Source organism: Actinosynnema sp. NPDC023794 (assembly GCF_040639675.1).
Lineage (GTDB): Bacteria > Actinomycetota > Actinomycetes > Mycobacteriales > Pseudonocardiaceae > Actinosynnema > Actinosynnema luteola.
The window spans coordinates 17,737-33,563 of record NZ_JBFAFR010000043.1 but is presented as its reverse complement, the minus strand read 5'-3'; the positions used below and the strand labels follow the sequence as shown (position 1 = coordinate 33,563).

Genomic DNA, 15,827 nt, shown 5'->3' with positions numbered 1-15,827 from the left:
ACCACGCTTACAGAAACCGGTGCTAGCATGCCGGCGAATCGGGTTGACTGGAGGAGTTCGCTTGCTGGTCGAGGATGCGGTGGCGGGTCTTGTCGAGCAATTACTCGAATTGGACCCGGGGTCAGCGAGCCGGTCGGTCCCATTGTTGGACATGGGAGCCGATTCATTGGTGCTCGTCGAATTGTCGCGGGACATCAAAACCCGCTTCGACGTCGACATCTCGGTCCAACAACTCCTGGAGGACATCGTCACCGTACGGGCCATCACCCGGTGGATCGCCGAGCACCAGGACGCGGAACCGCCGCAGCCCGTGCCGGACGACGCGCCGGTCGAGCTCCGCCCCGTCCCCGTCGAGGACGCGGTGGCCGAACTCGCGGAGCGCCTGCTCGAATTCGACCCCGGCTCGATCACCCGCTCGGTGCCACTGCTGGACCTGGGGGCCGACTCCCTCGTGCTCGTCGAGCTCTCGCGGGACGTCAAGTCCCGCTTCGACGTCGACATCTCGGTCCAACAACTCCTGGAGGACATCGTCACCGTCCGCGCGATCGCGCGGTGGATCGCCGAGTCCGGACAGCGGAACGGAGCGGCTCCCGCCGCGTCGCGGGTGAACGGAGTGGCGACGGAGAGGAAGCCCTCCCCGCCCGGTCCGACGCTCGCCGCCGAACCGGTGGCGCCTCCCGCCGAGCCGAATCCCCGGCGCAGCCCGAGCCGCACGTACGAGGCAGCCACAGCAGCTTCCCGCGCGCTCAGCGAGCGCACGCAGGACGTCCTGTGCAACAACCGGAAGATTGCCCAGCGCGAGCACGACGAGCGCGCCGCCTCGTACCCGATCTGGATCACCCGGTCCGACGGCGCCCACGTGTGGGACGTCGACGACCGCGGACTCATCGACCTCACGATGGGCTACGGCGCCCACCTGTTCGGCCACAACCCCGACTTCGTCCGCGACGCCGTCCAGCGGCAACTCGACCGGGGCATGCACATCGGGGCCGAGGTCGAGCAAACCGCGGAGGTGGCGCGGCTGCTCTGCGAGCTGACCCGGATGGACCGGGTGAACTTCTGCGTCACCGGGACCGAGGCGGTCTTCACCGCCATGCGCCTCGCCCGCGCGCACACCGGGCGTTCACTCGTCGTCCTGCTGCAGAACGCCTACCACGGGCACTCCGACTCCACGCTCTTCAGCCCGCGTCCCGCGAAGCGGCGCGAGCACCTGGCCACCCCGTCATTCCCCGGCGTCTCCGCGGGTGCGGCGGACGACGTGCGCATCCTGCCCGCGAGCGAGCGGCACCTCGCCGACTTCATGGCAGCGCACGGGGAGGACGTCGCGGCCGTGGTGATGGAGCCGCGGCTGAACCAGTCCCCGGACCTGAACCTCGGTCCTCTGGCGCGGTTGGCCCGCGACCTCACCGACAAGGCGGGCGCTCTGCTCGTGTTCGACGAGGTGCTCACCGGGTTCCGCTTCCACGTGCGAGGTTTCCAGGAGATCTACGACGTCCGGGCGGACCTCGCCACCTACGGCAAGACGCTCGCCGCCGGTCTGCCCCTCGCCGCGGTGGCCGGACGTGCCGAGATCATGGACCTGATCGACGGCGGTCCGTGGACCGAGGCGCTTCGCGCCGACCCCGACCGGGTGTCGTTCACCGGTGGGACCTATGCGAAGCACCCGCTCTCGGTCGCCGCCGCTCGCGCGGTCCTCGGCCGCCTGGCCGAAGAAGGCGAAGGTGTGCTCGCCGATCTCAACGCGGCGGGCGATGAGCTGCGTGGCGAGATCGCACGCGTCCTGGCGGAGTCCGGGATCGGCGTGCGGGTCCTCGGGATAGGGTCGTTCTTCCGCTTCGTGCCGTCCGGGTCGACCAGCTTCGCCTACGGCGGCAAGGCGTTCCACGAGTTCCGCCGCGCGATGATCGCCGAAGGCGTGCTCGTCCCGGAGACCGGCAACTGCTTCCTCTCCCCGGCCCACACGCCGGACATCCGCCGCGCCGTCGTCGACGCCGCACACGCTGCCGCGAAGCGGCTCACAGGCGCTGCGGAGCCCCACGAGGTCGCCGGGCAGGTCCCTTCGGTGAGCCTGGCCCTGTTCGGCTTCGCGTCCGGTGGCGACAGCGACATCTACTCCCGCCTGCTCGACCTCGTCGCGCTCGCCGAGGCCGAAGGGCTGGAGAACGTCTGGCTGCCGGAACGCCACTTCGACGACTTCGCCGGGTTCTCGCCGAACCCCGCCGTGCTCGGGGCGATGGTCGCGATGCGCACGTCGCGGCTGGGCATCCGGGCGGGCAGCACCGTGCTGCCACTGCACTCGGCGGTCTCCGTGGCGGAGGACTGGGCGATGGTCGACGTCGCCTCGGGAGGGCGGGTGGGGCTCGGGGTGGCGTCCGGCTGGATGCGGCGCGACTTCGTCCTGTCCGAGGCGCCCCACGCCGAGCGCCGTGAGGTGTTCAAGACGCGGGTGGACCAGTTGGAGCGCCTGTGGCGCGGGGAGGCCGTCGCGGTCGAAGGGCGCTCCGGTGAGCGCGCGGAGGTGCGGCTGCACCCCCGTCCGCTGAGCGACCTCCGCCTGTGGCAGGCGTGCGTGGGCTCGCCCGAGTCGTTCTACGAGGCGGGCCGTGCGGGCCGCGGTGTGCTCACCAACCTGATCCAGCAGGACTTCGCCCAGCTGGCGGGCAACCTCGAGCGGTACCGGCGGGGACGCGCCGACGGCGGACTCGACCCGGACGGCGGCGACGTGGTCGTGCTGGTCCACGCGGGGCTGTCGACCGACGGCGATGCGGAGAAGCGGAACATGGAGGCGCTGGAGCGCTACATGTTCTCCACGTTCCGAAGCACCCACGACGACCCCGACGCGGTGCCCGAGGACGTGTGGAAGTCGCGGATGCGGACCGCGGCGGACCGCCTGCGCGACGGGCTCTCGCTCGTGGGCGCCGAGGCAGAGTGGCCCGCCCTGACTGCCAGGCTCGGCCGGCTCGGTGTCACGGAGATCGCGTGCCTCGTCGACTACCTGCCGCACGGCGAAGCGTGGACCGACACCGTGCGTGCCCTCGGCAGGCTCCGCACCCAGCAGGCGAACCCCGCAGGCGTTACCGCGGCAGCACCCGTGGACCAGCGGCCCACGCGGAACGCCGCCGGTGACGCGGCGTTCCCGGTCAGGATCAGCCGAGCCGCCCGCGAGATCTGGGCCGCGTGCCAGATCAGCGCGGAGACACGCGAGGCGTACGTCATCGCGCGCACGTTCCACGTCGCCCCCGAGGTCGACCTCGATCAGCTGCGCGATGCGTACCTCGACGTCATCGAAGCCCAGCCCGCCTACCGGCTCCGCATCGACCCCGACGGCGGGGCAGGGTGGGTCGAGCCGTTCGGCGAGGCGCACCGACGCAGCTGGCGCCTGCTCGACGGGGTCGCGGAATCGGCGGCGGCGTTCGAGTCCACCGTGCGGGAGACCTCGGTCGCCGATCCCCTCGACCCCGTCGAGCGCTTCGGTGTCCGGTTGACCTGCCAGCGCTCCGGCGACGGGGTTTTCCTGAACCTGCGCGCGTCGCACGTCGTCCTGGACGGGATGAGGTTCGCCGAGCTCCTCGAATCCGTCGCCGCCCGTTACGCGGGACACGCGGTGGACGTGCGGCCGATCCCGTCCGCGGCGGAGCTGGACGAGGCGACCGCGGAGCGGGATCGCGCGTACTGGCGCCAGTGGGTCCGCGCGCTCCCCGACGAGGTGTTCGACGCCGGGTTCGACGCGCGCACCCTGGACCGGCGCGGGTACCGGGTGTCGGCTCCGCTGCCGTCGGGACTGCGGGCGGCACTCGCGTCCTACGCCCGGGCCGAGCGCTCGACGTACTTCGTCGAAGCGCTCCGTGCGGTCGCGGAGACCGTCGACGACGCACTGGGTCGGCACCACCTCTACGCGTTCCCCGCCCGGCCGTCGCTGGTGGAGCACGGGAGCGGCGCCGTCCTCGTGCCGTTCTGGATGGGGCCGGTGACCGGAGGTGCGGCTCGTCCGTCGGTGAAGGCCGACATCATGTCGGGAGTCGAGCACGGTTCGCTCACCTTCCGGCAGGTGTTCTCCGACGTGACCCGCCGTGTCCAGACCCCGACGGTGACGGTGTCGTGGGACAACCTCGAATCGTTCGCCCTGGACGGGCACCGGGTCGACGAGGTCTCCGTGCCCACCGACGTGGTCCGCTTCCCGCTCGCGGTGACCTTCACGCAGCGGGCGAACGGCGACGTCGAGCTGTCGATCGACGCCGCGCAGGGCTTCCTCCCCAGGGAACGGGGCGAGGAGCTGCTGATCCGGTTGACCAGCGGCCTCGCGGAGCGGTTCATGCCCGCGCCGGTCGAGCCGGAGCGCCAGGTCGCGGCCCGCACGCTCGCCGGGCTCGCCCGGGGCCTCGCGCAGCCGGTCGACGACGACCGCGGCGCCGCGGTCGTGCGCCTCGACGGGCGGGACTGCCCGCTCGACCTCATCGTCGCCAAGGTGCGGGCCTCCGCCCGGATCCTCGCCGAGGAGGAACCGGCCGCACTGCGCGCCGACTCGGTGGTGCTGGATGTCGACACCGCCTTCGACGCCACACTCGCGCTGCTCGCCACAGGCATGGTCGGCCTCGCGGGCCGGGTCGGCGTGGCGGACGGGTCGGACCGGCTCGTCATCAGCCGCTCGGAACGGGGCGCCGCGGAGGGCCGGCGCTTCGCGCTGAACCGCTGGGCGGTCGTGAGCCCCGCGGAGGCGCTCGCGCTGACCCCGTCACGGAGCGAGGACCTCGACGCGGCGCTCGCGCACGTGCTCGGCACGGTGCGACCCGAACAGCGAGCCGAGATCACCGCCGCGCTCCACGCGCTGGCCGACGAGTACGCGACCGACGACGTCGCGGGCCCTCTACCCGACAACCCCGTCGCGGAGAACGGTGAGGTCGCCGAACTCGTGCGCGGCATCTGGAAGCGGGTGCTCGCCGGCTCGGCGCGGTTCGGCGACGAGGACGACTTCTTCGAGCTCGGCGGCGACTCGATCGACGCGATCAGGATGATCGCGATCCTGAACCAGGAACTGCACGCGGAACTCGAAGTGGCATTGATCTTCGACCACCCCACTGTCGGGCAGCTGAGCGACGCTGTGCAGTCGCGGATCTGAAGGGCGACGAGATGACTCGGGAAGTCAGGACGACGTTCGGCGAGCTTCGCGAATTCGCGTCGTGGGTGGAACCGGACGCACGGGTCGCCGCGGGCTACGGCTTCGAGAACGGAGTCATCCCCGACCAGGCGCAGGCGACGGTGGACTCCAGCCTCGCGGTGTTCGGCTCGACCGGCCGGGGTGCGATCGTGGCCGATTCCCGCGCCGACTGGGCCATGTTCTGCCAGGAGCGGTTCGGACTCGATTCCGCGCGCTGGCCGTCGTTCCGCCGCCACCCGCTCAACGACGGCTTCGTGTGGCGGTCGATCGGCAGCGGCAAGCGGGTGCTCAGCGACGCCGAGGCCGAGGCGTACGACCGGGACGGCTACGTCGTCGTCGAGGACGTGCTCAGCCAGGCGTTCCTCAACGAGGTCGTCGCGGACCTCGACCGCTTCGAGGAGGCGCGGGCGGAGGCCGCGAAGCTGGCGGGCGGCAAGAACACCATCACCCAGGCGGGCAAGGTCACGTTCAACGTCCAGCTCGCCCGCCACTCGGCTCCGCTGCGCGAACTCGTCGCGCTGCCGCTGCTCCAGCACATGATGTACGACTTGATCGGACCCAACGTCCGCCTCTACTGGGACCAGTCCGTCTACAAGAGCCCGCATTCCAGCCTGATCTTCCCCTGGCACCAGGACACCGGTTACACCTTCGTCGACCGGCCCGGGCAGATCGTGACCGCCTGGATCGCGCTCACCGACGCGAACGAGGACTCCGGCTGCATGTGGGTGCTGCCCGGCGCGCACCGGGTGGGCCCGCTGGTGCACGAGAAGAGCGAACTGGGGAACCTGGTCTTCGACGCCGACCCGTCCGGGATGGTCCCGCTGCCCGTGCGCGCCGGATCGATCGTGGTGTTCGCCGGTCTGCTCCCGCACATGACCGGCGGCAACAGCCAGAACTGGACGCGCAAGGCGCTGGTGGTCGAGTACGCGCCGGACGGGATGAACCGGATCGCGATCGACCCGTGGGGTGAGCACGTCGTCAGCCCGGCGAACAACCCGCACACGCAGTTCGAGATCCTGCGCGACGGCCGCCCGACGGTTGGCCGGTGAGGACTGCTGCAGAGCACCGCGTGCTGTCCGCCCTGTCGGGCGAGCCGATCAGCACGGTGCGCACAACGACGTCGCCCACGCGCCTGTCCGACGTGCTCGACCTGGCCGCGGGAGGCACGGCGGGCGTCACCACCATCGACTCGGACGGGTCGCGGCGGCGGGAGACGTGGCTGTCCTTCCGCGGCCGGGTGCGGCGGATCGCCGAAGACATCCGGGCCAGTGGCATCGACCGCGGCAGAATCGCCGTCGTGGCCGCGACCGAGCCGTCGGAGATCCTCGCTCTCTTCTGGGCCGCAGTCGTGGCAGGCGTCGAGCCGCTGCTGGTCGCCGAGGAACTGCTCGACGAGCGTGGTGGCGGTGGCGAGTGGCTGGCAGCGCTGTCCCACCAGGCCCCGGTCCACGCGCTGCTCCACGCCGGGGACGCGCGGTTCCCGGTCGTAGCCGCGGCGTCGCGGTGGGGGCTCACCTCGGTCGCGCTCGACCTGGGACCCGGCGACGGGCGGGACGGGCCCGATCACGCCGACGACGGCCCGGACTCCCGGATCCACTTCATGACCTCGGGCAGCACGGGCGCGCCGAAGGTGGTGCCGCAGCGCCACCGGGGAATCATCGACATGGCCTTGGGCGCCGTAGCGGTGAACGACCTCGACTCCGCGACCGTCGGCTTCAACTGGATGCCGCTGTCCCACGTCGGCGGCATGCTGATGGCCCACGTCCGCGATGCCGTCATCGCCGCCGAGCACATCTCGGCCGCACCGGCACGTGTCCTCGCCGACCCCCGCGAGTGGTTCCGGCTCGTGAGCGAGCACCGCGTCAGCGCGGTGTGGTCGCCCAACTTCGCCTACCGGATGCTGGCGAGCGCGGCGGAGCAGATCCCGGCGGACGGGCGGGTCGACCTCTCGAGCATCCGGTTCTGCCTCAACGGGGGCGAGGCGGTGTCGGCCAAGGACTGCGCGCGCTTCGAGCGGTCCCTTGGCAGGCTGGGCATGCCCCGGGGCACCTTCGCCCCCGCCTGGGGAATGGCCGAGACCTGCTCCGGAGTCCTGTACTCCCCGCACTACGACCCGGCGTCCGACACGTCCCCGACGGTGTCGGTCGGCTTCCCGCTTCCCGGCGTGGAGGTCAGGATCGTGGCGGCGGCGGATGTCGAAGAGGACGGTGTGGGACACCTCGAAGTCCGGGGATCGATGGTCCTGGAGCGATACCTGGTGGGCGGCGACCTCGCCAAGAGCACCGACGGCTGGTTCCGGACCGGCGACCTCGCGCGGATCGACGACGACGGCGTGCATTTCGCGGGCCGGGATGGCACCAGGATCGTCGCGAACGGCGTGACGTGGAACTCCGCCGACCTCGAAAGCGAAGCCGAGCAGGTCGACGGTGTCGTGCCGGGCACCTGCGCGGTCACGTCCTTCCGCGAGCGCGGGGCCGAGCGCGATTCGGTCGTGGTGTTCTGCGCCGTCGACGGGAACGCCTCCGAGGTGTGCGCCGAGGTCGGACGCAGGCTGGAGAAGATCATCGGCGTGCCCGTCGCGCAGGTGGTGGACGTCCCGTCGTCCGCGATCGAGCGGACCGGCATCGGCAAGGTCCGCAAGGGAAGGCTGGTGCGCAGGTTCATCGACCCCGCCCCGCAGCAGCTGTGGACGCTGGACTGGGTGCCCACCGCGTCGCCAGGGGCACCGCGGTCGCGCGGAGCCGGGCAGCCGCCGGTCGTCCTGCGCGGGCCGGGGCTGGCCCACTCCGCCGTCGCCGAGCACACCCCGCGTGAACTCCACGACGTGCTCCAACGGTGGCGCCAGGAGGTCGAGCCTGCCCGGTTGCGCGGTCGGGACGTCTGTGTCGTCATCGAGGCATACGAGGCGAACGCGGACCGGCTACCCCGGTCGCACCCCGTCGCGGCGTTCCTCCGCGCCACCGCGCACGGAGCGGGCGCCCGCTCCGTGCGCACGGTCTGGGCGCACCCGGCGGTGGACGAGCAGGCGCTCGACGGCGTCCTGGGCGGGGAGCACACCCCGGACGCGGACCTCTTCCTCGGCCCGCGCGGGGACCTCTGGCGCCGCGTCCGCACGCCCGTCGCCATCGACCGCTCCGGCCCACGCGCGGACCACTTCGTGCTCCTCGGCGGCACCGGCAGGCTGGGCGAAGCGCTGGGTGCCGAGCTCTCGCTGCGCGGAGCTCGCGTCACGCTCGTCGGAAGCCGTGCCCAGCCGGGAGAAGACCGGGGAGACGGGATCAGCCGGGTCACCGCCGACATCACCTCCTCGGCCGCGGTGCGGGGCCTGGTCCGGACCGCCGGATGGGATCCGGGCGAGCGGACCCAGGTCGTCCACCTGGCGGGCGCGCCGATGCCCGCGCCGCAGGACGTGGTCGAGCGGCTCATCGGCCCGAAGACCGACGGGGTTCGCGAAGCCGCCGGGCTGGCACACGCCCTGGATGCCCACCTCGCGGTCGTATCCTCGGTCAACGCGCACGTCGCGGGCACCGGAGTCGAGACCTACGCGGCGGCCTGCGCAGCCGCCGAGGCGATCGCCGAACGGGTAGCGCTGGTCCCGACGACCGTCGTGTCCGTGGCCTCCGTCAGCGAGGCGCCGCAGACGGACCGGACCACCGTCGCCCTCGGCGAGGCGTTGGGCCTCGACGAGGTCAGCGTCATGGACATCGCGACCTGCCTGCTGGCCGAGCCCGCCCGTTCCGTGCTCCTCGGGGTGGGCGAACACACGCCGCTCATCCCCCCGCGCGACAGCGGACCAACACCACCACCGGACACGGGACCGACCAGCGCGACCGGGCCCGCTGAGCCGGAGTTGTCACCCACCGCCGCCCACCTGGCGAAGGCGCTGCGCCCGCTGCTGGGCGCCGACTCCGTTCGTCTCGACACGAGCTGGTTCCACATGGGATTGACCTCGGCCGACCTGCCGAACTTCGCGCGCACCGTCACCCAGCACACCGGCCAGAAGGTCGGCGTGCTGGAGCTGATGCGGTACCCGACCCTCGCCGAGCTGGCGGACTACGTGGAAGGCAGCCGGAAGAGGAGTGGCGAGTGAGCGACCGGATCGCGATCATCGGGTACGACGCCTGCCTGCCGGCCGGCCGCGACCGCGCGGAGATCGACTCGTTCCTGGCTGCCGGGAAGAGCGCCGTCGCGGATGTCTCCCGCAGCGAGATGCTGGCCGCCGGTGTCCCGGAATCGACCTTCACCCGCGAGGGCTACGTCGCCCGAACGGCCAGGACCGAGTGGACTCCGGCGACCGCACGCCACCTGGCCGGCGTGACCGCGCACGAGATGGCGGTCACGGACCCGCAGCACCTGCTGTTCCTCGACTGCTGCGTCGGGGCACTCCTGGACGCGGGGATGAGCCCGGAGAGCGTGCGCGGACGCGACATCGGCGTGGTCGGCGGCGTCGGCATGGGGCTCTACGCGGGCAATTCGCTCGACTCGCACTTCACGACCCGGCTCCAGCGGGACGACGCGCTGCGGGAGCAGTCGGCCTTCCCCGAGGTGCTCATCGGCAACAGCAGCGACCACAGCGTGGGGCGGGTGTCGTTCCGCCTGGGGCTGACGGGCCCGAGCGTGAACGTGCAGACGGCCTGCTCCACGGCGCTCGCCGCGCTGGACCACGCGGTGCTGCTGCTCCGCAGCGGGCGGACCGACACGGTCCTGGCAGGCGCCGCCGCCCTGTACTTCCCCGACCGCAGGGGGTACGAGTGGGAACGCGGCGGAATCCTCTCCCCCACCGGGGTGTGCCGCGCGTTCGACGCGCACGCCGACGGCACCGTGGGCGGCAGCGGCGGCGGGGTCTTCGTGCTCCGCCGCTACGACGACGCCGTCGCCGACGGCAACGCGATCCACGGGGTGATCGAGGGCATCCACTCCGGCAGCGACGGCGGGCGGCGGGCGAGCTACGCCGCGCCCGCGTTCGACGGGCAGGTGCGGGTCATCCGCGGCGCGATGGCCGACGCGGGCATCGGACCTGACGACATCGCCTACGTCGAAGGCCACGGCACTGGCACCACAGTAGGGGACCTGGTGGAGCTGGGCGCGCTCCACGAAGTGTTCGGCGCACGCGGTGCTCCCCTCCCCGTCGGCTCCGTGAAACCCGCGCTGGGCCACCTCGACACGGCTGCCGGGGTCGCGTCCCTCGTCAACGTGATCCTCGGGCTGAAGCGCGGCTGGATGCCGCCCACGGTGAACTTCACCGAACCGGGTGCCGACGCGCACGACTGGATCGCCCAGCCGTCGAGCGGTCCCGTCCCATTCGGCCCGGGTACCTCGATGGTCGGCATCAGCGGTTTCGGCGCGAGCGGCACGAGCGTGCACCTGGTGGTCTCCGGTGAACGCGATCCGGAGCACAGCGCGTGGCGTGCCGAGGAAGGCGCCGCGATCGACTCGGTCGCCGTCACCGCGGCCTCCCGCGCACACGACCCCGGTCAGGTCGAGCCGAGCGGGGACCGGCCCACGCGTCAGGAGATCGTCGAGGTCCTCACCGCTCTGCTGCGGGACCGCGGGGACTTCGCCCATCTCGACCAGGAGCAGCTGATGGAGGTCGGGCTGCTCGACTTCGGCGTCGACTCGGTCGACCTGATCGCCGTCACCAAGGTCATCGACATCCGGTGGGGCGTGAGCCTGGAGGTCCTTGACCTGCTCGCGGCGGACTCGGTGCGGGCGATCGTCGACCTCGTCGAACAGGGACTGCCGGACGACGCGAGTGGAGCGGGGACGGCCGGGCATGGCTGAGCGGGCGCGGAAAGCGACACCACCCCGCCCGGGAGCACGCGCTGCGGTCGGCAGGCGGCTCCGGCTGGGCATGTTCGCCGTGGGGCTGCGTCTGCTCCCGGGGTTCACCGTCGGCATCAGCATGCTCATCCTGCTGTCGGCGGCGGTCCCGGCCGCGTCGATCGTCGCGGTCGGAAACGTGCTGGGGAGTGCGGTAGGCGGTTCGTCGGGTGTCGTCCTGGCGGGCGCGGTGTTCGTGGTGCTCTTCCTGCTCGACCAACTGCTCAACGTGGTGATCGACGTCCTGGCCGACCGGTACGGCGGACGTTTGCAGGCGGAAGCGGACCAGGTCCTGATCAGGGCCAGGCTTTCCGCACCAGGAGCGACGCCGGAAGCCCTCCGCCACGCGCTCGACGCGATCGGGTCCGCGCCGCCGATCCGGCGGCTCGCGGTGTCGACGCTGCGGTACGTCCTGCTGCGTGCGCAGGCGCTGGTGCCCGGACTCGTGCTCGTGTACGTCGAGCCGCTTGCCGGGATTCCCGTCCTGATCGCGTTCGCGGCGCTCTCGGCGATGATGGAGGAGGACTACGCGGCCGAGCAGTCGGCGGCGTACTCGGCGGATGGGGAAAGTGCGCGCGCGGTGTACCTGGGCAGGCTCGCGTTCGCCCGCCGCACCGCCCGCGAGGTGATCATCTTCGGTGCGGCCGACTGGGTCATCGACAAGTTCCGCGAGGCCGCACACGGTGCCCGCCCGGCGACGCGGATCAGCCCGCCGATGCTGGCGGCGCTGGCCCTCGCGGTGGCCGCGATGGCTTTCGGCCTGGTCGTCCTGTTCCACGCCGGGCTCGCGCCCGCGCAGCTGGTGATGGGCGTGGCCTCGATGGTGGCATTGATGCTGCTCTTCGGCGTCACCATGGACGTGGTCTACTCCGCGATGGGCGTGACGGTCTTCGACCGCGTCCGGCTCGTCGCGGCGACGCGGCCCGGCCCGGCCGAGGCACCTGCCGCGGCCCCGCGCGCGGGGCCGGACAGCCTGATCCGGTTCGAGCGGGTCGGGTTCTCCTACCCTGGCGCGCCCGCACCGGTGTTCTCCGACCTGACCTTCGAGGTGCGGCTGGGGCGGAGCCTGGCCATCGTCGGGGTCAACGGAGCGGGGAAGTCGACCCTGCTGAGGCTGCTCGTCGGGCTGCTCGCCCCCAGTTCCGGACGGATCACCTGCGACGGCGTCGAGGTGTCGGCCGCGGCGCTGCGGGCCGCCTGGCGCGACTCGTTCGCGTTCCTCGGCCAGCAGTACGTCCGCTACCCGGTTTCCCTGCACGACAACGTCGTCCTGGGGCGGGCCCGTGGCGTCGGCGTCCTCGACCGCCGGGTGCGTGCCCTGCTCGACGGGCTCGGCCCGGAACTGCTCGCCGAGGGCGCACCGCGGCTCGGCGATGGGAGCGGCCTTTCCGGCGGGCAGTGGCAGCGCGTCGCGACCGCGCGGGCGCTCGCGGGCATGGTGGACGACGACCGGCGGGTTCTCGTGCTCGACGAACCGACGGCCGCGCTCGACGCGCAGGCGGAGGCACGTTTCTTCGCAGAACTCGGCGAACTGGCCGGACCGGGCCGCACGACCGTGATGGTGTCCCACCGATTCGCGGGTGTCCGGCGCGCCGACGAGATCCTCGTGCTCCACGACGGCGAGGTCCGCGAGCGCGGCACGCACGCGGACCTCGTGGACGCGGACGGCACCTATGCGCGGATGTTCCGGTCGCAGGCCGACCGCTACCGGACACCGGACGAGGGGATCGTGACCAGGTGACGTTCCGGGGTGCGCTCGGCGAACTCCTGCGCTTGTCGTTGCGCGCCGACCGCCGCGCCGCGTGGGTGACGGTCGTGGCGTTCACGGTGCGCCCGATCGCCACCGTCGCCGCGACGGTCGCGATCGCGGCCATGGTGGCGCTGTGGACCACCGGCGACTTCTCGGCAGGCGCGTTGTTCCTCGGCATCGCCTGCGCGGCTCTGGTGGTGCAGGTGCTGCTCGGGCGGTACTCGCTGGCCGTGTCGGCGGTGCTGGTCGACGCGACGAACCAGCTGGTCGACGAGGACCTCCAGCGGGCCGTCTACGGATCGCGGTCCGTCGAGCACTTCAGCGAGCGGTCGTTCCTCGACGACCTTCAGATCGTGCGCTCGGAGCAGCCGCGGCTCACCGAGGGCGCCGACGTCGTCGGGCTCATCCTCGGCACCAGCGTCCGATTGGGCATCACGGTGGTCATCACGATGCTGGCGACCCCGTGGCTCCTCCTGCTCCCGGTCGCCGCGGTCGGCGCCTACCTGTGCGTGCGGCGACGCGACGCGTCCGTCGGGACGGCCCAGCGCGCCGCGTCGGCGGACGCGCGGGTGAGCGACGAGCTCGCGGAGATCGGGACCGAGGAGAAGCACACCGACGAGCTGCTCCTCTCCCGCGGGGGCGCGTTCGTCCTGGACGCGCACCGCCGTTCAGCCGCGGCGGCTGAGGCGACGAGGAGCGCGGGCCTGTGGCGGGGTGCACTGTGGACGGTGCTCGGCGCTGTGCTGACGAGCGCGGCGCTCGCCGTCGGGATCGCGGGCCTCGTCCGCGCCCTCGGGGAGGGCGCCACCGGCCTCGCGACGACGTTGGCGTCGCTGATGCTGCTGTCCTCGACGACCGCGCTGGTCGGCGCTCTGGCGCGCTACCTGTCGTCGTGCGCGGACTCGATCCGTGTGGTCCGGTCGCTCGTCCGCGTGCACGACCGGCTGCGCACGGCGTCGACCACGCCTCGTCCGACGGGCGACACCGTTGCGATCGAACTCCGCGACGTGTCCTACCGCTACCCCGGCGCGGAGGCAGCCGCGGTCGACGGTGTCTCCCTCCGTCTCGAAGGGGGCCGCGTCTACGCACTCGTCGGCGCGAACGGAAGCGGGAAGACGACCCTCGTCACCCTGCTCAGCGGGCTGATCCGCCCATCGTCCGGTGAAGTCGTGTCGGGTGCGCCGGACGGCGCGGACCGTGCTCCCGGCCCGGCGTACATCACCCAGGACTACGCCGAACTGGAGTTCGAGCTCGGCGACGCGGTGCGTCTCGGTGACAGCCGGTTCACCGAGGCCGACATCGAGCACGCGGTCGACAGCGCCGGACTCGGACACCTGGTCGAGGAGAGCCACGCCGGCCTCGCCCTCCCGCTGGGCGCCTCGCTGCCGAACGGGCGGCGGCTGTCCGGTGGGCAGTGGCAGCGCGTGGCGCTGGCACGCGGGTTCCTGCGGTCGGACGCGGCGCTGCTGCTCGTCGACGAGCCGACCTCGGCCATCGACCCGATAGCCGAGGAGTTGCTGCTCGACCGGCTGATCGATCGAGCCCGCACCGTCGCCCGTGACCGAGGCGGTATCGCGGTCATCGTCACCCACCGGATGTCGCTGGCGCCCGAGGCCGATGCGGTGATCCTCCTTCACGAGGGGCGCGTCGTCGCGGTGGGCCCGCACGAGGACCTGCTGGACGTGCCGCTGTACGCCGACCTGTACGACGCGCAGCGCACCGGCTACCTGACCGACGAACCGAGCCGCTGACCATCGTTGTCACGAGTCGCCGGGTCATCGCCGGTGAGCACGCCCACGGCTTCGCGCCACAGGGTGAGCAACCTGTCGAGTTCAGGCGAGCCGAGTGCGCCTGCCGCGCCGAGCAGCAGCGCCTTCGTGTCCGACGGAGACTCGGTGAGGTAGACGAACAGCTCGATGGCCGCTTCGGGGAAGTCGAGTTCCACCGGCTCGACGTCGACACCGTCGAGCCTCCAGCCGAGGTCGACGTCCTCCACCGCGTAGGCCAGCGCGATCTGGTAGAGCGGGTTCCGGCATCCCGCTTCACCGCGCTCGGCCCTGGCTGCGGCCACGAGGGACGCGATGGGGTAATCGCGGCGTCGGAAGGCGTCACGGACGATCGTCCTGCACTCCTCGAGGGTAGCGGCAACGCCCGCGGACCGCGGTGAGCGGGAGCGCAGGAGAACGAGGTTCTGGAAGAAGCCGACGGTGTCGAAGTCCTGCGGTCGCAGCCTGGTGTCCATCGCGGTGACGACACTGATGTCGTCAGAATCGGAGAACCGCTTCAGCGCCCACATCACGGCCGCTACGTGCACCACGAAACGCGTGCAGCGCAACCTCCGCGCCGCCTCCCCCACACGGTCCCAGACCGCCGTGCCGAGCGTGCGCGAGGCCACCACCGGCCGGAACGCATCCGGATCCCGCTGCGGGTCCGGACTTGCGAGAACCCGCGGCGGCAGCGGTGTGAGCAGCTCCCGGAGCCCCGGTGTCTCGTCGATGGCCGGGAACACGTTGCGGACGGAGGCAGGGTCGTAGGGGTGCGGCTCTCCGAGGTCGTCGACACGACCGGCGTACAGCGCGGCGAGTTCACGCTGCAACAGGGCCTTCGAACGCTCATCGACGGCAACATGGTCAATCGCCAGGACCAAGCTGTGCACGTCCGCCGCGTGCCGTGCCAGCACCGCCTGGAGAATCGAATGCCGGTCCGGGGACGTGAACTTGCCGACCATGGTCCGCATCAGCGTGTTGCCGTGATCGCGGATCCCGCGCTCGTCGACCAGCCCGGTCGTCCGCGCCACATCGAGGACATCCGGCCCTTCGTTCTCGTGGACGACCGCGAGCACCTCCCCGGACTCGGAGAGGGCGTAGTTCGTGCGCAGGATGTCGTGCCTGCGGGTGAGTTCGATGAGCCCGCGTCGAAGCCGCTCGACGTCCACCGGCCCGCGCAGCAACAAGTGCACCCCGACGACCTGAGCGGCCACACCACCCGGCGCATAGCGCATCATCATCAACCGACTCTGGACCGACGACGCCTTGTACACCTGCGCCCGTGACGGCACACGACGCTCGAGCCCATCATCCACGTAACCCACCCCTCATCCCA

General features: G+C 71.9%; 7 protein-coding genes. 6 read left to right on the top strand and 1 reads right to left on the bottom strand.

The genetic code is table 11. The features are described 5' to 3' along the window. Positions 1 to 19: 19 nt before the first annotated feature. The 6 genes from AB0H12_RS41625 to AB0H12_RS41600 are packed head-to-tail and all read left to right on the top strand — an operon-like array spanning position 20 to position 14,476. Positions 20 to 5,116, top strand: coding sequence for a MupA/Atu3671 family FMN-dependent luciferase-like monooxygenase (locus AB0H12_RS41625; protein ID WP_499631142.1), 5,097 nt, complete (start codon positions 20 to 22; stop codon positions 5,114 to 5,116). 11 nt (positions 5,117 to 5,127) lie between these two features. After that, a complete protein-coding gene (locus tag AB0H12_RS41620) occupies positions 5,128 to 6,204 on the top strand; it encodes a phytanoyl-CoA dioxygenase family protein (RefSeq protein WP_499631139.1) in 1,077 nt (358 codons plus the stop codon). Then, positions 6,201 to 9,245, top strand: a complete 3,045-nt coding sequence (locus AB0H12_RS41615) for a non-ribosomal peptide synthetase (protein ID WP_499631137.1) — start codon at positions 6,201 to 6,203, stop codon at positions 9,243 to 9,245. The genes AB0H12_RS41620 and AB0H12_RS41615 overlap by 4 nt, the downstream gene beginning before the upstream one ends. After that, entirely contained in the window at positions 9,242 to 10,936 is a 1,695-nt protein-coding gene (locus AB0H12_RS41610) for a beta-ketoacyl synthase N-terminal-like domain-containing protein (RefSeq protein ID WP_499631135.1), read from the top strand. The genes AB0H12_RS41615 and AB0H12_RS41610 overlap by 4 nt, the downstream gene beginning before the upstream one ends. Further along, on the top strand, positions 10,929 to 12,716 hold the full coding sequence (locus AB0H12_RS41605; RefSeq protein WP_499631132.1) for an ATP-binding cassette domain-containing protein: 1,788 nt from the start codon (positions 10,929 to 10,931) through the stop codon (positions 12,714 to 12,716). Before AB0H12_RS41610 ends, AB0H12_RS41605 begins: the two co-directional genes overlap by 8 nt. Beyond that, complete coding sequence (locus AB0H12_RS41600; RefSeq protein WP_499631129.1) at positions 12,713 to 14,476, top strand: ATP-binding cassette domain-containing protein; 1,764 nt, start codon at positions 12,713 to 12,715, stop codon at positions 14,474 to 14,476. The genes AB0H12_RS41605 and AB0H12_RS41600 overlap by 4 nt, the downstream gene beginning before the upstream one ends. On the opposite strand, the gene AB0H12_RS41595 is transcribed toward AB0H12_RS41600, so the two are convergent. Continuing rightward, positions 14,449 to 15,807, bottom strand: a complete 1,359-nt coding sequence (locus AB0H12_RS41595) for a condensation domain-containing protein (protein ID WP_499631125.1) — start codon at positions 15,805 to 15,807, stop codon at positions 14,449 to 14,451. The genes AB0H12_RS41600 and AB0H12_RS41595 overlap by 28 nt on opposite strands. Positions 15,808 to 15,827: the final 20 nt, after the last annotated feature.

Excerpts from the sequence above, each read along its gene's own strand:
- AB0H12_RS41605 (WP_499631132.1), top strand. The coding sequence starts at position 10,929 with ATGGCTGAGCGGGCGCGGAAAGCGACACCACCCCGCCCGGGAGCACGC.
- AB0H12_RS41620 (WP_499631139.1), top strand. The coding sequence starts at position 5,128 with ATGACTCGGGAAGTCAGGACGACGTTCGGCGAGCTTCGCGAATTCGCG.